Raw genomic sequence first — 25,339 nt, forward strand, 5'->3', positions numbered from 1 at the left:
AACGGCGGTCCCCGCCCCGCAGGTGGCGCACGTCCCGGTGCACCCCGTCCGGCTGGTGGCGGCGGCGCACGCCCGAACCCCTCGATGATGCCCAAGGTTTCCAACGTTGGTGGCGGCGCGTCCGGTTCCAACAACGGTGGCGGTAACGGCGGCGGCGCACGTCGCGGCGGCGGTTCCGGCGGCTTCAACCGCGGTCCGGGTCGTCCCGGCCCCGGCGGTCGCGGTAATGCACAGGGTGCGTTCGGTCGCGGCGGCTCCAAGCGTAAGGGCCGCAAGTCCAAGGCAGCTCGCCGCCATGAGCAGGAGCAGCTGAACGCACCGGCACCCGGTGGCGTGGTTGTTCCTCGCGGCGACGGCTCGACCGAGATTCGTCTGCGCCGTGGCGCGTCCATCATGGACTTCGCTGAGAAGATTGGCGCAAACCCGGCATCGCTGATTACGGTTCTCTTCCACCTGGGTGAGATGGCTACCCAGACTCAGTCCCTGGACGAGGAGACCTTCGAGCTGCTGGGTGCCGAACTGGGCTACGTCATCAAGATCGTTTCCCCGGAGGATGAGGAGCGCGAGCTGCTCGAGTCCTTCGACATCAACCTCGAAGCCGAAGCAGAAGCTGAGGGCGAGGATGTCCTGGAGGTTCGTCCCCCGGTTGTTACCGTCATGGGTCACGTTGACCACGGTAAGACCCGCCTGCTGGACGCTATCCGTAACACCAACGTCATTGAGGGTGAGGCCGGCGGCATTACCCAGCACATTGGTGCATACCAGGTCCACACCACCGTTGAGGGTGAAGACCGCGCGATTACCTTCATCGATACCCCCGGTCACGAGGCGTTCACCGCTATGCGTGCCCGTGGTGCGAAGGTCACCGACGTGGCAATCCTCGTGGTCGCAGCTGATGACGGCGTTATGCCCCAGACCGTTGAGGCACTGAACCACGCACAGGCAGCTAACGTGCCGATCGTGGTTGCTGTGAACAAGATCGATAAGGAAGGCGCGTCCCCGGACAAGATCCGCGGCCAGCTCACCGAGTACGGTCTGATCCCCGAAGAGTACGGTGGCGACACCATGTTCGTGGACGTCTCCGCTCGCAACGGCACCAACATCGACGAGCTGCTTGAGGCTGTCACCCTGACCGCTGACGTGCTCGAACTGACCGCTAACCCGAACAAGGAAGCACGCGGCGTTGCTATTGAAGCAAACCTGGACAAGGGCCGCGGTGCGGTTTCCACCGTCCTGGTTCAGTCCGGTACCCTGCACGTCGGTGACGCTATCGTTGCCGGTGTTGCTCACGGTCGCGTTCGTGCAATGTTCGATGAGAACGGTCAGGCTGTGAAGGAAGCTGGCCCGTCCCGCCCCGTTCAGGTGCTGGGTCTGTCCACCGTTCCTCGTGCAGGCGACACCTTCCTCTCCACCGAGGAAGAGCGCACTGCTCGTCAGATTGCTGAGAAGCGTGAGGCTGCTGATCGTAACGCTCAGCTGGCTAAGCGTCGTAAGCGCGTGACCCTCGAGTCCTTCGACGCCGCTGTGGCTGAGGGCAAGATGGACACCCTGAACCTGATCATTAAGGGTGACGTCTCCGGTGCTGTCGAAGCGCTGGAAGAGTCCCTGATGAAGATCGACGCCGGTGGCGACGAGGTTCAGCTGCGCGTCATCCACCGCGGTGTGGGTGCTATTACCCAGAACGACGTGAACCTGGCTACCGTGGACAACGCGGTCATCATCGGCTTCAACGTCCGCCCGGCAGAGCGCGTTGCAGAACTTGCCGACCGCGAAGGCGTCGAGATGAAGTTCTACTCGGTCATCTACCGTGCGATTGAGGAAATTGAGCAGGCCGTCAAGGGTATGCTCAAGCCCGAGTACGAGGAAGTGGAGCTCGGCTCCGCAGAGATCCGCGAGGTCTTCCGCTCCTCCAAGTGGGGCAACATCGCAGGTTCGATCGTCAAGAACGGCATCATCAAGCGCAACGCCAAGGCACGCCTGGTGCGCGACGGTTCCGTGGTGGCAGACAACCTCACCATCGAGTCGCTGCGCCGTTTCAAGGACGACGCTACCGAGGTTCGCGAAGGTTTCGAGTGTGGTATTGGCCTCGGCTCCTTCAACGACATCAAGGAAGGCGACATTATCGAGACTTGGGAGATGCGCGAAAAGCCGCGTGTCTAAGACTCACACGCTGATGCGCCCGTCACCCGCTAGTGTTCCCGCACCCGTAGGCTTCTAAAACTGGAGCCTGCGGGGCGGACGCTGGCGGGGCGGGCGCTTCCGCATTACCTGGAACGCCTCCGTAACACCCCGAGTGTTCGCGGAAGGCGCCACGATATTTCAAGGAGAAACACATGGCTGATGCAGCCCGCGCGGCACGACTTGCCGACCGCATCAAGGTAATTGTGGCGAAGGCGCTGGAGCGTCGTGTTAAGGATCCCCGCCTCGGTTTTGTGACCATTACCGATGCCCGCGTGACCAACGACCTGCAGCACGCAACCCTGTACTACACCGTGTTCGGCTCCGAAGAGGACGCCGCAAACACTAAGAAGGCGCTGGAATCCGCTAAGGGCATTCTGCGCGCCGAGGTGGGTAAGAACATCACTGCCCGCCTGACCCCCACCCTGACTTTCGTCGCTGACGAGGTTCCCGAGAACGCCTTCCACATTGAGGCGCTTCTGCGTGAGACTCGCGAGCGCGACGCCGCCCTGGCTGCTGCAGCTGAGGGTGCCGAGTACGCTGGTGAGGCTGACCCCTACAAGAAGGACGAGCCTGCCGAGGGTGAGGACGCCTAAGTGGCGAAGAAGCAACCTCAGGGCCCGTCCGGCCTGATGGTCATTGATAAGCCCGCCGGGATGAGTAGCCACGACGCAGTCTCTCAGATGCGTCGTATTGCTGGCACCCGGCGGGTTGGTCACGCCGGTACGCTGGATCCCGCCGCGACCGGCGTGCTGATTTTGGGCATCAATAAGGCGACGAAGCTGCTGACCTACCTGGTCGGTCAGGATAAAACCTATGACGCGACGATTCGCCTGGGCATTGAGACGCTGACGGAGGACGCCGAGGGTGAGCACACTGCCGCGCATCCGGATGCCGTTGAGGCGCTGACCGGTTTGGACGCTGAGCAGATGCGTGCGCGCATCCTGGAGGCTGTGGCGCAGCTCAGCGGCGATATTCTGCAGGTTCCTTCTGCGGTGTCCGCTATTAAGATTAACGGTGTTCGTTCGTATGCCCGTGTGCGTAGCGGTGAGCAGGTTGAGTTGGCGGCGCGTCCGGTGACGATTAGCGAGTTCACGGTGCATTCCATCAACCCTGGTTTTGCCGAGTACGTGATTGAGGACCCCGAGAACGAGGGCGAACACGCGGCAACCTCGGTTCCCGTGATTGACTGCAAGGTGACGGTTTCGTGCTCTTCGGGCACCTATATTCGTGCCTTGACGCGTGATCTGGGCAAAATTCTGGGCACCGGTGGCCACCTGACGGCTCTTCGCCGTACCCGTGTGGGTGCGGTGGTGCTTGAGGATGCCGCCGATCTGGCGCAGTTGAAGCAGCGCCGTGAAGAGTCCGAGGCACCGCTGGAAGATTTGCCGCTGCTTCCCCTGGAGGAGGCGGCACGCCGCATCTTTGGTGCGCGTGAGCTCTCTGCCGCGGAGGCGAGCGATATTTCTTACGGTCGCCGTATTAGCCCCAGCGGTGACGGTTCTGTGGTGAAGCGTTCCGTGCACGCGAGCGCGGATGAGTCCGGCGCGGTGCAGCATGCCAGCGTTGAGGGTATTGTGGCGGGCTTCGCCCCGGACGGTACCCTGGTTGCCCTCCTGGAGAATAAAAAGCAGCGCGGGAAGGTGCAGGCCGCCCCGGTGCTGGTTTTTGAGGCGAATCGTTCCTTCAACTAGGCGTTGAGGGCTTATGATGGGCGAAGAGGGTTCGGCATTTGCGCCTGCCCACACCTGATTCCTTCAAGCCTGATTCCTCAAGCCTGATTGATCCAGTGCCTATTGAATATGCGCCCTACCGAATGTGCGCCCCCTATTCATTCAACACGCTAACGTAAACAACCCCTGAACACACATGACTACTCGTGCGGGTGCCGCCCGGCCCTGCTGAAGGAGAGAAGATGAGCGAGAACCAGAGCTCTGCTAAGAAGGCGAGTGAGCCTCGTACCGCGCCGGTACCCCGCGTGGAGTCTGCACAAGCCGAAGCTACCGTAACCGGGGCTGCTGCGACCGGAGCTGCTACTCAGGGCGGTGCCGCGAAGGTTGCCGGTGCTAAGGGCGCTGAGCCCATTTCTGCGGCGAAGGCACCCGAGGGTGTTCGCGTAGCAGCACCGGCGTCCGGCGATAAGGCGTCGCAGAAGGCCGATAAGAAGGCTGAGAAGAAGGCAACCCGCGAGGCGTTTGCCCGCCCCAAGAGCCTTGAGGAGGCGGCTAAGCCTCAGAACCGTGCGGCGTTCCGCGCGGCGGTGGCGCTGTACGGTCTGTTCATGATTGCGTACGGTGTGTGGCAGGTTCTGGGCGGTATCCGCGTCATCCCGGATGCGCCTCAGGATTTCGCAAACCCCTCGGTGCAGTCGAACTACGTGTTCTTCGCGGCAGCCTATGTGGGTGTGGGCCTGTCCTTCGTGTTCATTGCCCTGAAGTTCAAGTGGGTGAACATGCTCGTGTTCTCCTGCCTGGTGGTTTTCCTGGGCGGCGTGGGTCGTATCCTGTCGTGGGCGTTCTTCGGCACCCCACACTGGTCGCTAATCGTGCTGATGGTGACTGAGCTTGTGATTCCTCCGTGCCTGCTGGTGTGGTACGGCTGGATTAACAAGTCCAATAAGATTCGCGAGGAGATGCTGAAGGCTTCTCGTAACCAGGCTCGTAAGTAGTCGTAACGCCCGGGAAGGTTCCTGCCGCACGGTGGGGTGCCTGCCCGGGCTTTCTTATGGGCGGGTGCTGCGCATGGATTTTCCAGGTGCGGAGGCTGCACAGTTGCGTGTCAGATACCCCGCCGCATCCGCAAAGGTAGGGGAGAAGGCACCGCCTGCGAGGGGTGCCGTTCCATTCCCTGTTGATTCCCGTTTTGAATTCTGCATCCTGCCGCCTGTGGTCTAGGATGGTTAGGTACATTTATCTTTTTCAGGAGAGCCCGTGACCCTCTACACCGCTTTGAGCGAGGTCCCCGCCGGCTACGGCCCCTCGGTCGTGACCATCGGCAATTTTGACGGCGTGCACCGTGGACATGCCCGCGTGATTTCGCGCGTGGTCTCCCTTGCTGAAGAGCACGGTTTGAGCTCTATCGCGGTCTCTTTTGACCCGCACCCGATGCAGGTGCACCGTCCCGAGGCGGCCCACCACGACATTATGGGTCAGGGTTCGCGACGCTACTTCATGTGCCTGCTGGGTCTGAACGACTACCTGCTGCTGAACTACAACCTGGAGTTCGCTGCACAGACCCCCGAGGAGTTCGTGAAGTCCACCTTCGTGGATGCGCTGAACGCGCGTTTCGTGGTCATCGGTGACGACGTGCGCTTTGGTAAGAACAACTCCGGCGACCTGAACACCATGCGTGAGCTGGGGGAGAAGTACGGCTTTGAGGTGGTTGTCGTTGAGGATCTGATGGTGGATGAGAACACCCGCTGCTCCTCGACCCGCATCCGCCAGCTACTGCTAGAGGGCGATATGCCCGCCGCAACCGAGCTGCTGGGCCGCCACCACATGATGGCTGGTGAGGTCGTGCACGGTCTGGCGCGCGGCCGCGAATTGGGCTTCCCAACCGCGAACCTTGAGCTTGAGGCGCGCGGCCTGATTCCCGCAGACGGTGTGTACGCCGGCTGGCTCGTGGACGAATCCGGTAACCGTCACCCCTCCGCTATTTCAGTGGGTACGAACCCGACCTTTGACGGTATTGAGCACCGCCAGGTTGAGGCGCACGTGATTGACCGCCCGGAAGAGCGCGTGGAGGATTTCAACCTGTACGGTCAGCGTGTGCTGATTGAGTTCGTGAAGCGTCTGCGCCCCATGGTGGCGTACACCGGTGTTGAGGCGCTGATTGAGCAGATTAACGATGACGTGGTGCAGACCCGAGAGGTGCTGGCTGAGGACGCGAAGAACTACTGCCCGCCGGAGTGCCCGGTGCAGGCGGAAGTGAAGCATCCCCACTTCTAAGAGCGACATCCTGCGCTCATAGCTTTTGCCTTTAACGGCTTTGAAGCCCCGGCGGCAAGATTTTCGGATCTGCCGCCGGGGCTTTTGCGTGCCCGACCGGATGAGCAAAAGCGGGCACCTTCTTCGCACCTGGCCGCCAGCGCCTCCGAAGAAACAACCCGCGCCGCACGCCTTGATGTCCTGCGCCTTCCGTGAGGCACCCCTGTTTTAGTCGTCCCCGTTTTAAGAGAAGATAGAGTCATGGAAAAAATGAACGTCGAATCCTTCAACCTCGACCACCGCGCCGTAGCAGCACCCTACGTGCGTATCGCAGACCGCAAGGTCCTGCCCGGTGGCGACACCCTCATCAAGTACGATATCCGCTTCACCCAGCCGAACACCGCGCACCTGGAAATGCCGACCGTGCACTCCATCGAGCACCTGAGCGCCGAGCACATGCGCAACCACACCGACCGTCTGATTGACTTCTCCCCGATGGGTTGCCAGACCGGTTTCTATGCGCTGACCCTGGGCCTGGAGCCCGAGGAGTTCTTCCCCATCCTGGAAGCAACCCTCAACGATATCCTCAACGCAACCGAGGTTCCGGCAGCGAACGAGGTGCAGTGCGGTTGGGGCGCCAACCACACCCTCGAAGGTGCGCAGGCTGCGGCTCGCGAGTTCCTCGCGGCACGCGATGAGTGGGCGCAGGTGATGGCATAATGAGCGCACAGATTCCTGACGCTTTCGCATCCGCCTTCAACCCGGTGGACTTTGACCCGAATGCTTTCGACCCGGCTGAGGCATTCAACAGCATGTTTGAGCTGATGGACGGCATGTCTAACGCCATCATCATTCAGGTGGCTATGGACGAGGAGCTCGCACCCTTCCTGAAGGTGACCGAGGAGCTGCAGCCCTCCTTCACCGAGGGCGCCGCGCAGTTCCACCCGCGCTACCTGCAGGTGGGCGAGGACCAGGTTCCGCTGCTGCTGGTTCGCTCCAAGATTGGTCTGGTGAACGCGGCGAGCGCCGTCACCGAGGCGATTAGCTACTCCTCGAACTGCCTGGGCGTCATTAGCGCAGGTACCGCCGGCGGTTTGGCTCGTGGCATTAACGTGGGCGACGTGCTGATTGGCGAGAACTACACCTACACTGACGCCGACGCGACCGCGTTTGGTTACTCGCGCGGTCAGGTTCCGGGCATGCCCGAAAGCTACGACGGTCAGGCGGATGAGTGGCAGGACGCTCTGGAGCATGCGCTCGCCGCGCTGGAGCCGGTGCGTGAGCAGGCTGAGAGCCCGTGGGAGGTGCGCCGCGGCCAGATGCTGGCGGGTAACTCCTTCGTAACCGCCCACAACGTAAAGGACACCCGCGAGGCGTTCGAGGGCGCCATCAGCACCGACATGGAGACCACCGCTATTGCGCAGGTCTGCCACAACTACGAGATTCCGTTTATCGGAGTGCGTTGCGTGTCTGATTTGTGCGGCCCGGAGGCTGACCAGGACTTCCACCTCTCCGTGGACGTGGTGGCTCCTCGTTCGGCTCGTTACGCGCTGCAGCTGGCTGCAGAGCTGTGGACCGAAGCGCAGCTGGAGGCGCTGGAGCTGGCTCTCTAAAGCTCTAGAGCATGCGGCACGGAGTGAGCTCGCATGCGGCAAGTGCCGGGGCGTGAACCTGACGGGTTTGCGTCCCGGTCTTTTTATGCCGGTCTTTTTGCACTGGTTTTGTACCCCAGTCTTTTAGCGATCAGGCACTTTGATGTACCCGGTCCGTAAGAAATGCAGAAATATTAACCGTGGTGAATATACATTCTGTGTGTCGTGGAGTACTATGAATGTGGAAACTGTCCGATCTCACAGAGGAGTACGTCGTGAAGTTCTGCCCGACTCTCGCCTCCGTCACCGGTCTGCTCGGTGGCTACAAGGTTGCATCTAGCACCGGCATCCGCCCGCTCGGTGGCGCTGTCCTGGCACTGTGCGGTGCCGTGGCTTACAAGAATTGGAAGCGTAAGGCTGGCGCAGGCCGTGCCACCTTCCTCACCGCTGTCTACCTCGGCGCTTTTGGCGCCGCTCATCCGCTCGCCAAGAAGCTTGGCGCGTGGCCTGCAGTCTACACCGTGACTGCTGCAACCGCTCTGTGCTCTATCGTCATTGGACGTAAGCGACAGAAGTAGTCTTTGACGAAAAGACGGCGGAAAGGCAACGTTGCCTTCCCGCCGTCTTTTGTATTCCCACCCACCGTACCGGTTGGGTGGGGATGCGACGGGGCGACGCGCGAAGGCAACATCTTCCGCGTAACGCCCCATCACTCGATGGGGAGTGCATCAACCGGTACCGCTCTCAGCCACCTGCTACGCTGCGGCACCTCCCGATAAGTTTCCCCGCCACCGGCGGGTACACCCCACGAGGTAAAGGACAAGAAGAAGATGAATACCACTCCGGACTCATCCCCGGTACAGCAGGGAGCAGTAGCTTCCGAGAGCCCGCAGCTAGCGCGTGGACTCTCCCTGCGTCACATCATGTTCATCGCCCTCGGCTCCGCCATCGGCACCGGCCTGTTCTACGGCTCGGCATCCGCCATTCAGCTGGCCGGCCCCTCCGTGTTGCTTGCCTACGTTATTGGCGGCGCGGCAGTGTTCATGGTGATGCGCGCAATGGGCGAACTCGCCCTGGCGCACCCGGTCTCCGGAGCGTTCTCTGAATACGCCACCCGCTACCTCGGACGCTGGGCTGGTTTTGTGACCGGCTGGACCTACGCCCTGGAGATGGCGCTGGTCGCCATTGCGGACGTCACCGCCTTTGCCGTGTACATGAAGTTCTGGTTCCCGAACAGCCCCTCCTGGATTTGGATTGTCTCGGTCCTGCTGATTCTGCTCGCTATTAACCTGGCGAAGGTCAATGCGTTTGGTGAGACCGAATTCTGGTTCACGCTCGTGAAGGTCAGCGCCATTATCGCCATGATTGTTGGCGGTATCGCCCTGCTCTTCGTGGGTGTGCAGGCACACGACTCCGTGGCGCCCTCCGTCACGAACCTCTGGGCTCTTGAGGGTGGCTTCTTCGCGAACGGTTTTACCGGCTTCCTCGCCTGCTTTACCGTGGTGATGTTTGCGTTCGGCGGTATTGAGAACATCGGTATTGCCGCCGGTGAGGCGAAGGACCCGCGCACCTCGATTCCCAAGGCGATTCGCACGGTGCCGTTCCGCATCCTCATCTTCTACATTCTGACCCTGTCGGTCATCATGTCCCTGTACCCCTGGTACTCGGTGACCAAGGCGAACTCGCCGTTCGTGCAGATCTTTGAAGGTCTGGGCATTCCGGCTGCTGCTTCAATTCTGAACGTGGTCATCATTACCGCCGCCATCTCTGCGCTGAACGCGGACGTGTACGGTGCCGGCCGCATGATGTACGGCCTGGCGAAGCAGAACCTGGCGCCGGCTTCCTTTGCGAAGGTTACCAAGAACGGTGCGCCCTGGATGACCACCCTCATCATGGTGCTGGTCATGGCGGTCGGCGTGATCGTGAACGTGCTCTTCGAGAACGCGTTCGAGGTGGTCGCCTCCCTGGCAACCTTCGCGACCGTATTCGTGTGGGTCATGATTCTGCTGGCGCACATCGCGTTCAAGCGCAGTGGCGCCGATACCGAAGCGCAGCCGGTGCGCCAGCCCCTGTGGCTGAGCTACCTGGCGTTGGCGTTCATGATCTTTATCGTGGTGCTCTTTGGCTGCTTCGCCGACACCCAGCTGGCGCTGGTGATGGGCGCAATCTGGTGCCTGTTCCTGCTGGGCTACTACCGCCTCGTGGTGGTGCGCGCTCGCGCTGAAGTAGCAGAAGCATAGGGAGCAGAAGCACAGACACCGAATAAACGTAGAGCCCGGTGCGAGGACTCGGCGTGAGAACCCTGCGTGAGAACCCGGCTGTGAAGCCCGGAGACCGGTAGTGTGATGAGCTACCTGTCGCCGGGCTTCTGCTCACCCTTCCACGAAAGCGCCCCGGTAGCGTAGAATGGGAAGAACGCGTCTGCAGTCCGCAGTAGACGACGTGTATTACAGGGCGTAAGCCCATCACCCGGCGGCAACCGTCCGTACGGGACGTATGCGGTACTAACTCTAGGAGTTAAAAGTGGCACTGGATCCCGCTGTCAAGCAGGCAATCATCAAGGAATACGCAACCCACGAGGGCGACACCGGTTCGCCCGAGGTTCAGATTGCAGTTCTGTCTCGTCGTATCGCCGACCTGACCGAGCACCTGAAGTTCCACAAGCACGATCACCACTCCCGTCGTGGCCTGATGATCCTCGTTGGTCGTCGCCGCAACATGCTCGGCTACCTGAAGAGCGTCGACATCGAGCGTTACCGTTCGCTGATCGAGCGCCTGGGTCTGCGCCGATAAAACAGGAGCGTCTTGACGCTTTTGTGGTGATTAATCGCCTTTAGGCGGTGTGTGCGGACGTGCTGTCAGCACTACCAACCCTCCATCTCGGAGGCGGGTAGCGCCAGCGCGTCCGTACTGCCGCGTTGAGGGGCGCATCTTCTATCCGTAGATTCCAACGCTAGATTCACAGCGAGAAATCGGTAGAAGACACCGCCCCACCTGAAAGAAAGAACAGAAGGCCGTACCGGCACACACGCCGCGGTCCTCGGTAGCGAATTACGGAACAACACCACCCCCACAACCGCGCCGACACACGTCGAGCACACGAAAAGGCGGGGGAGAGGTGCCGTGGTTTCCTATCGAAGGCCGACTCGTGCGCCGTACGGCCTGCCAAGAAGAAAGAAGGAACCGTGGAAGGTCCCGAAATCAAGTTTGCTGAAGTCGAAATCGACAACGGCATTCACGGTAAGCGCCACGTGCGCTTTGAAACCGGCCGCCTCGCAAAGCAGGCTGCTGGCTCCGTCCTCGTCACCATCGATGACGAGACCACCCTGCTCTCCGCAACCGCAATCGGCAAGTCTCCCCGTGAGGGCTTCGACTTCTTCCCGCTGACCGTGGACGTGGAAGAGCGCATGTACGCAGGCGGCAAGATTCCCGCATCGTACTTCCGCCGCGAAGGCCGCCCCAGCACCGAGGCAATCCTGGCTGCACGCCTGATTGACCGCCCGCTGCGCCCCGCCTTCACCAAGGGCATCCGCAACGAGGTTCAGGTCGTTGTGACCGTCCTGACCTACGAGCCGGACGAAATCTACAACACCTTCGCAATCAACGCTGCATCCGCATCGACCTCCCTGTCCGGTGCGCCGTTCAACGGCCCCATCGGTGGCGTGCGCATGGCACTGATCGACGGCCAGTGGGTCTGCTTCCCCAAGTACTCCCAGCTGGAAAACGCTGTGTTCGACATGGCTGTAGCAGGTCGTATCGTCACCAAGGCTGACGGTACCGAAGACGTCGCCATCATGATGGTTGAGGCAGAAGCAACCGACAACTCCTGGAAGCTCATCAAGGAAGACGGCCAGACTGCCCCCACCGAAGAGATCGTCGCGGAGGGCCTGGAAGCAGCTAAGCCCTTCATCGCGGCACTGTGCAAGGCGCAGGCTGACCTGGTGGCTCGCGCAGGCAAGCCCGCCCTGGAACTGCCCTTCTTCGGCGGCCACGGCGAAGACGTCGACGCAGCAGTTGAAGCATTCGCAGCAGACCGCCTGGCAGAGGTCTACTCCATCGCTGGCAAGCAGGAACGCGAAGCAGCAGCAGCCGAGCTGCAGGAAGAGCTCATGGAAGCTCTCACCGGCGAAGGTAAGGAATTCGAAGAGCGCTCCAACGAGGTCTCCGTAGCATTCGCCGCCCTGACCAAGCACGTGGTTCGCCAGCGCATCCTCACCGAGCAGGTTCGTATCGACGGCCGCGGCCTGACCGACATCCGCCAGCTCACCGCTGAGGTTGAAATCCTGCCCCGCGTTCACGGTTCCGCTCTCTTCGAGCGCGGTGAAACCCAGATCATGGGTATCACCACCCTGAACATGCTCAAGATGGAGCAGCAGCTGGACTCCCTGCACCCGGTCAAGTCCAAGCGCTACATCCACCACTACAACTTCCCGCCGTACTCCACCGGTGAGACCGGCCGCGTGGGTTCGCCCAAGCGCCGCGAAATCGGCCACGGTGCACTCGCAGAGCGCGCAATCACCCCGGTGCTGCCCTCCCGCGAAGAGTTCCCCTACGCAATCCGTCAGGTCTCTGAGGCTCTAGGCTCCAACGGCTCGACCTCCATGGGTTCGGTCTGCGCATCGACCCTGTCCCTGCTGAACGCCGGTGTGCCGCTGCGCGCACCCGTTGCAGGTATCGCAATGGGCCTGGTCTCTGACGAGGTTGACGGCGAGACCCGCTACGCAGCCCTGACTGACATCCTCGGCGCGGAAGACGCGCTGGGCGATATGGACTTCAAGGTTGCAGGTACCTCCGAGTTCGTGACCGCTATCCAGCTGGACACCAAGCTCGACGGTATCCCCGCATCCGTGCTCGCTGGCGCACTGACCCAGGCACGTGAGGCTCGCCTGCACATCCTCGAGGTGCTCGTCAGCGCGATTGACGCACCGGATGAGATGAGCGAGTTCGCACCGCGCATTATTTCCGTGAAGATCCCGGTTGCCAAGATCGGTGAGGTCATCGGCCCCAAGGGTAAGATGATCAACCAGATCCAGGAAGACACCGGCGCAGACATCTCCATTGAGGACGACGGCACCGTGTACATCGGCGCAGCTGACGGCCCCTCCGCCGAGGCTGCCCGTGCGGCAGTGAACGCTATCGCTAACCCGCAGGTTCCCGAGGTGGGCGAACGCTACCTGGGTACCGTGGTGAAGGTGACCGACTTCGGTGCGTTCATCTCGCTGACCCCCGGTAAGGACGGCCTGCTGCACATCTCCGAGATGCGTAAGCTCAACGGCGGCAAGCGCGTGGTTGACGCCGAGGACGTTGTCTCCGTGGGCCAGAAGGTCCAGGTGGAGATCACCAAGATTGATGACCGCGGCAAGCTCTCGCTGGCACCGGTCGTTGAGGGTGGCGACGACGAGTAGTCGTAACCCCCGCTAAGTGATGAGGGGCGTTCGGCGCACCCGGTGCGGTTCACTCCCCGCCGGGTGTGCCGGGCGCCCCTTCGCTGTGCTTGCCCTGCATCTTTTGATGCTCACCCGCCCCACCAACTGTGGGACTGCCTACAGGTAGTGGGGCGGGAATGCTTACCTTCAGACGTACCTGTTGAAAGGTTCTTCTCTCTATGTCTATTTCCCTGCCCGTCGAGCTTGAGGCCATCGCCGAAGAGCTCAACTACGAGCACGGCCGCCTCATCTACGAGGGTGTAGGCGGTAACGAGGTGCGCCGCTCCATCCTGCCTGGTGGCGTACGCGTGATTACCGAAAAAATGCCCGGTACCCGCGGCGTGTCTATCGGTTTCTGGGTGGGTGTGGGCTCGCGTGACGAGGCCCCCGGCATGCTCGGCTCCACCCACTTCCTGGAGCACCTGCTGTTCAAGGGCACCGGCACCCGCACCGCCCTGGACATCGCATCCTCCTTCGACGCGGTAGGCGGCGAATCCAACGCCCTGACCGCTAAGGAGCACACCTGCTACTACGCGCGCGTGCTCGACGATGACGCACCCATGGCGGTGGACGTCATCACCGACATGGTCACCAACGCCCTGCTGGACCCGGCTCACCTGGAACAGGAACGCGGCGTGATCCTCGAAGAGATCGCCATGGACCAGGACGACCCGACCGACGTTGCTTTCGAGAACTTCGTGGAGCAGCTCATGGGTGAGAACCCGCTGGGCCGCCCCATCGGCGGTACCCCGCAGGAGATTACCGAGGTGCCGCGTGACGCCGTGTGGGAGCACTACAAGCGCTACTACACCCCGGACCGCCTGGTCATTTCTGCCGCAGGTTCGCTGGAGCACAGCACCATGGTCCGCCTCGTGCTGGAGGCGCTGACCCGCTACGGCTGGAACCTGCAGGAGGGCGTGGCCCCGGCACCGCGTCGCGTACGCACCGACAGCGGCATTGCTCCGCTGAGTGAGCTGCGTGAGGTGGAGAAGGGCTTCGAACAGACCAACATTGTGATGGGCTGCCCGAGCATTATCGCCGGTGACGACCGCCGCTACGCAATGAGCGTGCTGACCAGCGCATTCGGTGCGGGCATGTCCTCGCGCCTGTTCCAGGAGATTCGTGAGAAGCGCGGCCTGGCCTACAGCACGTTCGCGTTCTCCGGTGCGTACTCGGATGCCGGCTACTTCGGCATGTACGCGGGCTGCCTGCCCGCTAAGACCGAGCAAGTGCGCGAGGTCATGGGCTACGAGTTCGATAAGCTCGCCACCGCCGGTATTACCGAGGAGGAGCTGACGAAGGTCCGCGGACAGCTGGCTGGGTCCACCGTGCTCGGTAGCGAGGATTCGGGCTCGCGCATGTCCCGCCTGGGTCGCGCCGAGCTGGACTCTGGACTGTTCACGAGCACCGATGAGCTGTTGGAGAAGATCCGCGCGGTCTCCCTGGAGGAGGTTCGCGACTTGGCGGCGTACCTGGGGCAGCAGCAGATGATCACCACCATCGTGCGCTAACCCCTGAACATCCCTAACGCACAACGCTGATAAGGCATAAAAACGCCCGTTCCCACACCCCACCAAATCGGGGGAGGGAACGGGCATTTTGTATGTATCGGCACCTATCGAAGAGATGCCTCCAAGTCAAAGAGATGCCTCCAAGAAGTGCTTCCGGGGGCTCTGCCGCCCATACTCTTGACGCTCAGCATGAGCGGCAGCACCCGAAAAGCTACCTTTGAGAGCTACTGCTGAGAGCTACTACTTCTGTGCCTTGGCAATAGCTTCCATCAGCACCTGGGCGTAGAGTTCCTGACCGGCAGCCTCCGGGTGAACGCCGTCAGAGGCCAGCAGACCGCTCTGAGTTTGCAGAGCCTGGCGGATCGCAGAGTTCCAATCCGCAATAATCACGCGATCAGAATGCTGAGCCGCAAACTCACGAATCTTACCGTTCGAGTAGTCAATCCAAGTCAGGTTGCGCGGGCCGTAACCGGTGACCAGCACCAGCTTAGAATCGGCAGGCATAGCCGCCAGAACCTCGTCGAGCTGACCGTCCAGAATGGTCGAGTTAGCGGTCACCGATAGCACGAAGGTCTTACGAATCTGACCGTTGGCACCCATGGATTTAATAATCGGCAGGGCCTTAGCGATGGTGCGTGCTTCCTGCGCGTCAATAGTTGCTTCGGGCATCTTGTCGTACAGCTCGGGGGATACCGCCACCACAATGGAGTCACCCACAATGGTCACCTGCGAAGAGTCAACCGAACCGGTTGCAGCCTTCGATGCCGAGGGGCTTGCCGAAGCCTTCGCGTCCTTACCCGCAGCGCTCGGGCTTGCCGATGCGCTCGCAGCCTGCGCCTCCTGACGAGCCTTCAGGCGTTCAGCGGCGGCACGCTTGCCGTCCTCAACGGACTGCTGGGCGGTAGTCATCGCCGGAGCGGTGTGCACCGCCAGGCCGGTCGAAGCAGCAGCCACAACAACGGCAAGAGCCACCGAAACCGGCAGGAGCCTAGTGCGTGAAGACTGGAAAGCCGCCACCACACGGTTAGCGCTACCGCGGAAACCGTAGCGGCGAATCGGGGTCTCAACCCAGCGGTACGACATCTCCGCAATCGCGAAGGTCGCCACCAAAACGCCCACATTTACCAGCGGGGAGCGGTCCGCACCCATCAGGTAGTGCATGACCACGGCGAGCGGCCAGTGCCACAGGTACAGGCCATAGGAACGTTCGCCCACCCAGCGCAGGGGCGCGAAGTTCAGCAGGCGGCGCAGCATCTCGGAGGCACCAGCGAGCATGTCGGGCAGCATACCCTGAATCACGCCCAGCGCCAGCAGGGAGGCGCCGAACAGACCCCAGGGAATCGCGCCGGGTGCCGACTCGGGAACCAGAATTGCGTAGGGAATCAGCGCGAACAGGGACAGCCAGCTAATCATGACGCGGGCGAACGCGACCAGGCCGAAGGGCTGAGCCACGCGGTACAGCACGGACTGCTGCAGCGGCGGGTACAGCGACCAGGGGCGCGCAAACGCCAGCAGGGCGCCGAGCAGCAGGCCGTACAGGTGAGTATCGGTGCCGTAGTAGACGCGGCTAATGGGTGCGCCGGACATCAGAAGAGCGGTAGCAACGCTCAGTGACGCAATAATGCCCAGCACCATAACCACGCTGAAGCGACGCCACGAACGGCGCAACAGCACGCCGGCGCCAACAATGAGCAGCGGCCACACCACGTAGAACTGTTCTTCCACTGCCAGGGACCAGAAGTTTGTGAAGAGCTCCGGGGAGGTCTGCGCGAAGTAGTCATTACCGGCAAAAATGGAAATCCAGTTGGACGAGAAGGTCGCCGCACCGGCGAGCTGTCGGCCGAGGTTCACCTGAATATCGCCGCCAATGAGCAGGCTGACCGGTCCCATGACCAGAATCAGCAGGGTAATGGCGGGAAGTAGTCGGCGGGCACGGCGAATCCAGAAGTTGCCCAGGGCAATTTTGCCGGTGAGAGCACCTTCACGCAGAAGCAGGGAGGTAATCAGGAAACCGGAGATGACGAAGAAAATATCCACGCCGATCATGCCGCCGGGTAGTACGGTGGGCCAGAAATGGTACACCATCACGAGGAGCACAGCGATTGCTCGCAGACCGTCCAGACCCGGCAGAATATAACGCCGGTTAGCCTCATCTGGACGCACGGAGGAGGTAAAGAGGGACTTCATACTGTCAAAGCACTCCGTAGGATGGAAATTATAGAAATACTTCCTAATTATATGGTTGCTAACTTTAGATAACGTATTAAACGGCTTGTATGACGGTTAGATTACTTCGCTTTTCATGCCGCTGAGGTTCCGCAGGGCATCTCACCCAGCGTGTGCGATGGCGTGTACCGCGTTCACACGGGGATAATAGAGGCTGTACGTCACAGCGTCTGCCCCATCGTCGGGGTGCTCATAAGTTACGGAGGAGAGAAGATGGCCCGCGAGGGTAACGAAAAAATCTGGAAGGTAGCGGTACTCGGTGCCGCAGGCCGCATGGGCTCTGAGGCGGTGCGCGCCGTCAACACCTCCGCAGACATGGACCTGGTGGCGGCGCTGGGCCGCGGCGACGACCTGCAGGAGCTGGTCGATGCCGGCGCAGAGATTGTTATTGACCTGACCGTTCCCGAATCCAGCGAGGCGAATGTGCGTTTCGCGGTGGAGCACGGTATGCACGCGGTGGTTGGTACGACCGGTTGGACCCCCGAGCGTCTGAACTCCCTGCGCGAACTGCTGGCTGAGCACCCCGAGGTGGGTGTGCTCATCGCCCCGAACTTTGCGATTGGTTCGATTCTCGCCACCGAGTTCGCGGCGAAGGCGGCACGCTACTTCGAGTCTGTAGAGATTATCGAGATTCACCACCCAAATAAGGTGGACGCCCCCTCCGGTACCGCTGTGCACACCGCCCGTAAGGTGGCTGCCGCCCGCGCGGAGGCTGGCGTGGGTGCAAGCCCGGACGCCACCACCTCCGACCCTTTGGGTTCGCGCGGCGCCGTAATCGACGATATTCACGTACATGCGGTGCGTCTGCGCGGCATGGTGGCGCATCAGGAGATTCTGCTGGGCGATCCCGGTCAGCAGCTCGTGATTCGTCACGATTCCTTTGACCGTGCCTCCTTCATGCCCGGCGTACTGTTGGGTGTGCGTGAGGTGGCGGCGCATCCGGGTTTGAGCGTGGGCTTGGACGCCTACATGGATTTGTCCTAGGAGAGAGTATTGTCTGAACAGACTTCACCCGACGCCTCGCCGGTACCTTCCGAGGCTCGTAGCCCCTGGTGGACTTCGTTGCGTCTGTGGACTGTCTGCGCCTGCGTGCTGATGGTGCTGACCGTGCTGATTCTGCCGCTGCCTTTGGCGGCGCGTGCCTCTATTTTGGGTGTGCTGATTTTTAGCGCTGTCTTCGTGACGGTGGATGCAGGCGGCTGGGGTAAGACTTTCGCGGCGCTGACCTGCGCACTGTTGGCACTGTACCTGGTGCATATTGCGCAGCAGGGTTTTGTGATGCTCACCTCCGGTTCGGCAGCTGGCATGGTGCTCGGCGCGGGTATGATTCTGCTGCCGATTCTGGGTGCGTGGGCGCTGGTGCGTGAGGTGCTTTTCGGTGCTCGTATTCAGCGTATGGCTCAGGAGCTGGCTGCGTCAGGCGAACTGGCGGAGGATACTCTACCTCGCACCCCGGCGGGTCGTGTGGACCGTGAGGCCGCGGCGGTGGAGTTTGAGAGCTTCGCGGCGGCGGTTGAGCAGGACCCCGAGAACTGGAAGGCGTGGTTCAACCTGGCGTGCATGTACGATGCCGGTGGTGAACGCAAGCGTGCCCGTGCAGCGATGCGTAACGCGTGGTCGTTGCGTTCGGGTGGCCAGGCGAAGGGTATGCGTTAGGCTCTGACCCTGCGATTCCTAGTCAATGTCACATTTATTTTCGGTATGAGACTGATAACGCCGAGGCTATGTGCCCGGTTTCATAGGCTCTCGTGGAAGTACCGCGGGTTTGAAAGAGTCCGAATAGTAGAAAATGTATGAAAACTTATGCGTTCTAACGGAAAAATCTGCATTTCGGGCGTACTCTAGACATATGTCTGAGAACCTTTCGAACCCCGGTACTTTTGTTGAGCCTGTCTTCGGTCGCCTCCTGACCGCAATGGTGACCCCCTTCGCGAAGGACGGCTCCGTTGATGAAAAGCAGGTCGCAGACCTGGCGAACTACCTTGTGGAGAACGGCCACGACGGCCTGGTGGTCTGCGGTACCACCGGTGAGTACTCCACCATGACCGATGACGAGAACGAGCGCGTTTTCCAGATTGTGAAGGATACCGTTGGCTCTCGCGCGAAGATTATTGCCGGTGTTGGTTCGAACGACACCGCGCATACTATTGAGCTGGCGCACCGTGCCGAAAAGGTTGGCGTGGACGGCCTGCTGGTCGTGACTCCCTACTACAACAAGCCGACTCAGCCGGGTGTCTACGCCCATTTTGCGACCGTTGCGCAGGCAACTGAGACCCCCGTCATGCTTTACGATATTCCGGGTCGTGCGGGCATCCCCATCGCACCCGAAACCTACCGTCGCCTTGCAGAAATTGATAGTATTGTAGCGGTGAAAGACGCCAAGGCAGACTTCGGTGCCGCAACCGAGGTCATGGCAACCACCGACCTGCACTACTACAGCGGCGACGACGGACTGACCCTTCCCTGGATGGCAATGGGTGCCGTCGGCCTCGTTTCGGTGACCGCACACGTGGCACCCGCACTCTTCCGTGCCCTGATTGATGCTGTCGTTGCACAGGACCTGGTGGAGGCTCAGCGTCTTCACCTGGAACTGACTCCGATTGTCCGAGCAACCATGGGCCGTGCCCCCGGTTGCGTTGCTGCCAAGGAAATTCTCTCCTGGCAGGGTGTGCTGGATGAGCCCGTCGTTCGCTTGCCGCACGTACTCTCCGAACCGGAGGTTGCCCAGGCTATGCGAGTTGACCTGCTCTCCTCGAGCATCGCTCACACCCTGAAGAATGCCTAAACTTTAACGCAGAACCTGCACAACTTATCGTGCAGAGCGCGTATATATAGAGGACTTCGGCTACCGTTACACCCCGCTTTTGGGGCGCATGATGTAGCCAACGGATGCGGACTCCACACCTAACACTAGGTGAGGGGTCCGCTCTGGCGTATTGCCGCGGTTTACCGTCGATGATTCGGCCACCCACTCAGACAGGGGCCCAGCTTAGGTAGAAGCACCCGCGCACTACGCCCCCCGAATACTTTTGAATACTTTCGGTGATTTGGACGCACCGGCAGCACCCCACCTCCTCGGCATGTGAGAGCCGAACCGGCGGGAGCGCTTGCGGTACGAAGCGTCGCCTACGAATCACAGACATCACAAGAAAACATAGAAGAAAGAGGAGACACACGATGAGCGTCTTTGAAGCGAATCTTCCCCTCCCTCCCCGCCTGAAGAAGGACACCCTGCGCGTGGTGCCCCTGGGCGGCCTGGGCGAAGTCGGTCGTAACATGACCGTGTACGAAATCAACGGCAAGCTGCTGATTGTTGACTGCGGCGTGCTCTTCCCCGAAGAGTCCCAGCCCGGCGTGGACCTGATCCTGCCCGACTTCAGCTACATTGTCGACCGTCTGGACGACGTGGTTGCCATGGTGCTGACCCACGGCCACGAGGACCACATCGGCGCGGTTCCCTACCTGCTGCGCCGCCGCCCCGATATCCCCCTGGTCGGTTCCGAACTGACCCTTGCACTGGTTGAGGCGAAGCTCGCCGAGCACCGCATCAAGCCCTACACCCTCGCGGTGAAGGAGCACCAGGTGGAGCGTTTCGGTCCGTTCGAGTGTGAGTTCGTTGCTGTGAACCACTCGATTCCGGATGCGCTGGCTGTCTACATCCGCACCAAGGCAGGCAAGGTTCTGCACACCGGTGACTTCAAGATGGACCAGCTGCCGCTGGATGGCCGCATCACCGACCTGCGCCACTTCGCTCACCTGGGCGAGGAGGGCGTGGACCTGTTCCTGCCGGACTCCACCAACGCTGAGGTTCCCGGCTTCACCCCGACCGAGAAGCACATCGGTCCGGTGCTGTCGAACGTTTTCCGTGACGCAAGCGGCCGCATCATTGTGGCGTCCTTCTCCTCGCACGTTCACCGCGTGCAGCAGGTACTGGACGCAGCCGCTGAGCGTGGCCGCAAGGTCGTGCTCGTGGGCCGTTCCATGGTGCGTAACATGACCATCGCTGAGAAGCTGGGCTACCTGAAGGTCCCCGCCAACGTGCTGGTGGACCTGAAGAAGGTTGACGACTACCGCCCCGACCAGATCGTGATGATGTGCACCGGTTCGCAGGGCGAGCCGATGGCGGCACTGTCGCGCATGGCGAACGGTGACCACAAGATTCAGATTGAGCCCGGCGACACCGTGGTGCTCGCCTCCTCGCTGATTCCCGGTAACGAGACCAGCGTCTTCCGCATCATTAACGCCCTCATGAAGCTGGGGGCTAACGTGGTGCACAAGGGCAATGCGAAGGTTCACGTTTCCGGTCACGCTGCCGCGGGTGAGCTGCTGTACTGCTACAACATTCTCAAGCCGAAGAACGTTATGCCGGTTCACGGCGAGGTTCGCCACCTGATTGCTAGCGGTGACCTGGCGATGGAGACCGGCGTTCCGAAGAAGAACGTGCTGCTCTGCGAGTCCGGCACCGTCGTGGATCTGCGCGATGGCGTGGCGTCCGTGGTGGGCGAGGTTCCCTGCGAGTACCTGTACGTTGACGGCCGCTCCGTCGGTGAGGTCACCGAGAGCGATCTGAAGGACCGCCGTATCCTGGGTGAAGAGGGCTTCGTGTCCATCGTGACCGTCATTGACCGCGCAACCAAGCGCGTGGTGACCGGCCCGGATATTCACGCTCGCGGTATCGCGGAGGACGACGCGGTATTTGACGAGATTGTTCCGAAGATTACCGCCGCCCTGGAGGATGCTCTGCACCGCGCACCCGAGAAGGTGCACACCGTGCAGCAGCTGCAGCAGATTGTGCGCCGCACCATCGGTGCCTGGATTTCTCGCCGTCTGCGCCGCAAGCCCATGATTGTTCCCGTGGTTGTTGAGAACTCCTCAAAGGCCGCGAAGAACTAATACTCTGCGCGAGGCTAGTCGCCTGTCATAGCGAAAAGGCGGGGTCGATCCGTTGTGTCGGCCCCGCCTGCTGTGTATCTGCCGAACGTCTGCGCGAAAGCTGCGCGAAAGCTACGCGAAAGCGAACGCGGTAGGGGAGAAGCGCCTCATCAGCGCCCTATCAGTGCCCTCATAGACACAGGGCGGGGCGCACTTTTTAGCTCACTGATAACGAAAGAATCGGTACATTAACGGGAAGGTTGATACCCTAAAAGGTATGGCTCCACGGACCACGAAGGGTTGTAACACGACCTCTACTAAAGCAAACACTAAGAAGACCACCCGCAAGCGCACCACCTCCCGAGGCGGTGCCCAGCGCGGTGCCAACGCGGCGAACCCTGTAGCGGGCGCTATCTCCTCCGTCTGGCTGAGCATCGCTCACGCTATCGGTGGGCTCTTCCGCTCCATTGGCGCGGTGCGCACCGACCTTGCACCCGAAGACCGTCGTGACGGTGGCGCACTCACCATCCTGCTGTTCGGCCTGATTAGCGCCGGGGTGGAGTGGTACAACTGGCGTGCCCACACCTCCCTTGGTTTGTTGCGTGCGCCCCTGGACGCCTGGCACACGATGCTGGGCGGTATTTTCGGTCAGGGCGCCCTGCTGATTCCGGTGCTCTGCTTCATCATGGCGTGGTGCGTTTTCCGTGGACCCGACCTGATTAAACGTAATAACCGCGTGGCGTTGGGCTCCTTCATCATCCTGGTGGCGACCTCCCTGTTCTTTGCTCGCCATGTGGGTCACCCGACCTTCGCGGATGGTTTTGACGCCGTCTGGGCTGGTGGTGGTGTGGCTGGCGTGCTGCTGGGCACCCCCATTGTGCGTGTGAGCGGCGGTATTGCGTTCGTTGAGATTCTGATCCACCTGCTTCTGGGTATTGCCGGTCTGATGGTTCTGACGAACACTCCGATTCGTCAGGTGGTGCCGCGTACTTTGCACCTGGTTGGTTTGGCTCTGGGGGAGAAGCCGAACGGCACGACTCGAACCTCCGCGAAGGATAGCCCTTCGGATGCGACTCAGACCGTGGACCTGAACGCTGAGGAGCACGACCGCAGCTACCTGTACGGTGACGATGAGAAGCCGGCGCGCTCGGCTCAGAAGTCTGGTGGCCTGTTCGCTCGTCTGCGCGGCTGGTTGGGCATTGCTCCCGCTGCGTCGACCGATTCTTCCCTGGACGAGTATGCCGGTGATGAAGCATTCGTGAGTGCCGTGGTGGATGAGACTCACCCGGAGACCACGCAGATGCCGGTACAGCCGGAGGACCCTGCACAGGATTCTGCGCAGGGATCCGCTCAGCAGACGCGCCCGGCGGCTAAGCCGAACCGTCTGTCCCGTCTGCCCGGTCGCCTCAACCAGGCGCCGGCCGCGCAGGGTGCGTCCGCCCAGGGCACTTATGCGCAGAACGGTGCGTATTCGAGCAGCCCTGACCTCTTCGACGTTGAGGCGTCGGATGCGCCCGCTGCCCGCCTGGATCAGGTGCAGCGTGCCGCCGTGGCGAACGGCCGCGTGAACCGTATTCCTGGCGAGGAGCCTCTCTTTGATGTTGAGGCATATGACGGCTTCGGCGCTTCTGAGGAAGCTGCACCGCAGACGAAGCCTCACCAAGTGGTGAACCCTGCGCAGTCTGCCGCTCCGGCTTCCGCATCCCAGGCTCCTGCCGCACCCGCGGCTCAGCCTCCGATTCCGACCCGCATGCACTCGCCGGGTGCTCACCCGAAGAACGCGGCTCCCGCGGCTTCGCGAGCGCCCGAGGCTGGCGCATCCCGCCCGCTGCAGAACAATACTCAGGTGGCGACCACCGAGCGGGCGCGCGGCGAGCAGGTTGTGCAGTCCTCCCGCGGCGCGTACGTGCTGCCTTCTGAGGAGATGCTGGTTTCTGGCCCGCCCGCTAAGGAATCCTCCGAAGTCAACGAGCACGTGGTTGAAGCTTTGACGAACGTGCTGGAGCAGTTCAAGGTGGATGCGCAGGTCACCGGCTTCTCGCGCGGCCCGACCGTGACCCGCTACGAGATTGAGCTGGGTCCCGCCACGAAGGTGGAGCGCGTGACCGCGCTGAGCAAGAACATTGCGTACGCTGTGGCGAGCCCGGATGTTCGTATTCTGTCCCCGATTCCGGGTAAGTCCGCAATCGGTATTGAGATTCCGAATACGGACCGCGAGACCGTGGCCCTGGGCGACGTGTTGCGTTCCCCGCAGGCTCACGCGAACCAGCACCCGATGGTCATGGGTGTGGGTAAGGACGTTGAGGGCGGCTTCGTGCTGGCGAACCTCGCGAAGATGCCGCATATGCTGGTCGCCGGTGCGACCGGTGCCGGTAAGTCCTCGTTCGTGAACTCGATGATTACCTCGATTCTGATGCGTGCAACCCCGGACCAAGTGCGCCTGGTGATGGTTGACCCGAAGCGTGTGGAGCTGACTGCCTATGAGGGTATTCCGCACCTGATTACGCCCATCATTACGAACCCGAAGAAGGCTGCTGAGGCTCTTCAGTGGGTGGTTCGTGAGATGGATGCCCGCTACGACGACCTCGCCCACTACGGCTACAAGCACGTGGACGACTTCAACAAGGCGGTGCGTGAGGGTAAAGTTCAGCCCGATCCCGGTAGCAAGCGCACGGTGCACGAGTACCCGTACCTGCTGGTGATTGTTGACGAGCTCGCCGACCTGATGATGGTCGCCCCGCGTGACGTGGAAGAGGCGATTGTTCGTATTACGCAGCTGGCGCGTGCGGCGGGTATTCACCTGGTGCTGGCGACCCAGCGTCCGTCGGTGGATGTGGTGACCGGTCTGATTAAGGCGAACGTTCCGTCTCGTATGGCGTTTGCGACCTCCTCGGTCACTGACTCTCGCGTGGTGCTGGATCAGCCCGGCGCGGAGAAGCTGATCGGTCAGGGTGATGCGCTCTTCCTGCCGATGGGTGCTTCGAAGCCGATGCGTGTTCAGGGTGCGTGGGTGTCTGAGTCTGAGATTCACGCCGTGGTTGAGCACGTGAAGAAGCAGGCGCCGACCATCTACCGTGAGGACGTGATGGTCTCTGCCGCGAAGAAACAGATTGATGAGGAAATCGGCGATGACCTCGACGATCTGCTGCAGGCGGCGGAGATTGTGATTACGACCCAGTTCGGTTCGACCTCGATGCTGCAGCGTAAGCTACGCATGGGCTTCGCGAAGGCTGGCCGCATCATGGACCTGCTGGAGTCGCAGGGCGTGGTGGGCCCCTCGGAGGGCTCGAAGGCACGTGAGGTGCTCATCCGCCCGGATGACTTGCAGGCGACCCTGGCGCGTATTCGCGGTGAGGAGCCTCCGGCTGCTGACCCTTACGCGAATGCCGTGGACCCGGGCGAGCCGGTCACCGACTATTTCGATGAGCCCGATGATGAGGGCTCGGAGGACGCCTGGCAGCTGACCGGCCGCTAGCCCCTCAGCGCCCTATCCATTCGGCTGAGTCCACTCAGCTGAGTGAGCGTGCGACATGCACCCCGTATCATCCCTGTGATGTCTGCTACGGCACACGTATAATGGACGGTACGGGGTGTTTGCGTATCCCCGA

Annotated in this window: 18 protein-coding genes; 17 read left to right on the top strand and 1 reads right to left on the bottom strand. The window is 61.5% G+C overall.

What is annotated here, in order from left to right:
• The 12 genes from infB to HMPREF2836_RS01190 form a co-directional block, all read left to right on the top strand.
• Positions 1-2,160 (top strand): translation initiation factor IF-2 (gene infB, locus HMPREF2836_RS01135; protein WP_246822791.1); only part of this gene is annotated, 2,160 nt, incomplete at its 5' end.
• A gap of 173 nt (positions 2,161-2,333) precedes the next feature.
• Entirely contained in the window at positions 2,334-2,774 is a 441-nt protein-coding gene (rbfA, locus tag HMPREF2836_RS01140) for a 30S ribosome-binding factor RbfA (RefSeq protein ID WP_005507090.1), read from the top strand.
• Positions 2,775-3,872: a tRNA pseudouridine(55) synthase TruB gene (gene truB / locus HMPREF2836_RS01145; protein ID WP_070616845.1), complete on the top strand. Its 1,098-nt coding sequence runs from the start codon at positions 2,775-2,777 to the stop codon at positions 3,870-3,872.
• Between the two features lie 221 nt (positions 3,873-4,093).
• Positions 4,094-4,846 (top strand): DUF4345 domain-containing protein, encoded by a 753-nt coding sequence (locus tag HMPREF2836_RS01150; protein ID WP_070629116.1) that lies wholly within the window; start codon positions 4,094-4,096, stop codon positions 4,844-4,846.
• A 262-nt stretch (positions 4,847-5,108) separates the two neighbouring features.
• Positions 5,109-6,125, top strand: a complete 1,017-nt coding sequence (locus tag HMPREF2836_RS01155; protein ID WP_005507093.1) for a bifunctional riboflavin kinase/FAD synthetase — start codon at positions 5,109-5,111, stop codon at positions 6,123-6,125.
• Between the two features lie 240 nt (positions 6,126-6,365).
• Positions 6,366-6,824 (top strand): S-ribosylhomocysteine lyase, encoded by a 459-nt coding sequence (locus HMPREF2836_RS01160; protein ID WP_005507094.1) that lies wholly within the window; start codon positions 6,366-6,368, stop codon positions 6,822-6,824.
• Positions 6,824-7,717: a 5'-methylthioadenosine/S-adenosylhomocysteine nucleosidase gene (mtnN, locus tag HMPREF2836_RS01165; RefSeq protein WP_070629118.1), complete on the top strand. Its 894-nt coding sequence runs from the start codon at positions 6,824-6,826 to the stop codon at positions 7,715-7,717. Before HMPREF2836_RS01160 ends, mtnN begins: the two co-directional genes overlap by 1 nt.
• A gap of 218 nt (positions 7,718-7,935) precedes the next feature.
• The gene (locus tag HMPREF2836_RS01170; protein WP_005507096.1) at positions 7,936-8,274 is read left to right on the top strand and encodes a hypothetical protein; all 339 of its coding nucleotides are present in this window, start codon (positions 7,936-7,938) and stop codon (positions 8,272-8,274) included.
• Positions 8,275-8,526: 252 nt separating this feature from the next.
• On the top strand, positions 8,527-9,936 hold the full coding sequence (locus HMPREF2836_RS01175) for an amino acid permease (RefSeq protein ID WP_070629119.1): 1,410 nt from the start codon (positions 8,527-8,529) through the stop codon (positions 9,934-9,936).
• A 283-nt stretch (positions 9,937-10,219) separates the two neighbouring features.
• Entirely contained in the window at positions 10,220-10,489 is a 270-nt protein-coding gene (gene rpsO / locus HMPREF2836_RS01180) for a 30S ribosomal protein S15 (protein ID WP_005507098.1), read from the top strand.
• 392 nt (positions 10,490-10,881) lie between these two features.
• Positions 10,882-13,101, top strand: a complete 2,220-nt coding sequence (locus HMPREF2836_RS01185; protein WP_005507901.1) for a polyribonucleotide nucleotidyltransferase — start codon at positions 10,882-10,884, stop codon at positions 13,099-13,101.
• A 200-nt stretch (positions 13,102-13,301) separates the two neighbouring features.
• Complete coding sequence (locus tag HMPREF2836_RS01190; RefSeq protein ID WP_070629121.1) at positions 13,302-14,633, top strand: M16 family metallopeptidase; 1,332 nt, start codon at positions 13,302-13,304, stop codon at positions 14,631-14,633.
• Positions 14,634-14,873: 240 nt separating this feature from the next.
• Here the strand turns inward: HMPREF2836_RS01190 and HMPREF2836_RS01195 are convergent, their stop codons facing one another.
• Positions 14,874-16,820, bottom strand: a complete 1,947-nt coding sequence (locus HMPREF2836_RS01195; RefSeq protein ID WP_070629123.1) for an acyltransferase family protein — start codon at positions 16,818-16,820, stop codon at positions 14,874-14,876.
• Between the two features lie 252 nt (positions 16,821-17,072).
• Between HMPREF2836_RS01195 and dapB the strand changes: the two genes are divergently transcribed.
• The 5 genes from dapB to HMPREF2836_RS01220 all read left to right on the top strand — a co-directional run bounded on the left by dapB (position 17,073) and on the right by HMPREF2836_RS01220 (position 25,206).
• Positions 17,073-17,843 carry a 4-hydroxy-tetrahydrodipicolinate reductase gene (gene dapB, locus HMPREF2836_RS01200; protein ID WP_005507897.1) on the top strand — a complete coding sequence of 257 codons (771 nt, stop codon included), beginning with the start codon at positions 17,073-17,075 and terminating at the stop codon, positions 17,841-17,843.
• Positions 17,844-17,852: 9 nt separating this feature from the next.
• Positions 17,853-18,515 carry a tetratricopeptide repeat protein gene (locus tag HMPREF2836_RS01205; RefSeq protein WP_070629125.1) on the top strand — a complete coding sequence of 221 codons (663 nt, stop codon included), beginning with the start codon at positions 17,853-17,855 and terminating at the stop codon, positions 18,513-18,515.
• A 193-nt stretch (positions 18,516-18,708) separates the two neighbouring features.
• Positions 18,709-19,644 carry a 4-hydroxy-tetrahydrodipicolinate synthase gene (dapA, locus tag HMPREF2836_RS01210; RefSeq protein WP_070629127.1) on the top strand — a complete coding sequence of 312 codons (936 nt, stop codon included), beginning with the start codon at positions 18,709-18,711 and terminating at the stop codon, positions 19,642-19,644.
• Positions 19,645-20,036: 392 nt separating this feature from the next.
• A complete protein-coding gene (locus HMPREF2836_RS01215; protein WP_070616866.1) occupies positions 20,037-21,752 on the top strand; it encodes a ribonuclease J in 1,716 nt (571 codons plus the stop codon).
• A gap of 256 nt (positions 21,753-22,008) precedes the next feature.
• On the top strand, positions 22,009-25,206 hold the full coding sequence (locus tag HMPREF2836_RS01220) for an FtsK/SpoIIIE family DNA translocase (protein WP_070629129.1): 3,198 nt from the start codon (positions 22,009-22,011) through the stop codon (positions 25,204-25,206).
• The last annotated feature ends 133 nt before the right edge of the window (positions 25,207-25,339 follow it).

Origin of the sequence: Rothia sp. HMSC065C12 (genome assembly GCF_001812085.1) — a bacterium.
Lineage (GTDB): Bacteria > Actinomycetota > Actinomycetes > Actinomycetales > Micrococcaceae > Rothia > Rothia mucilaginosa.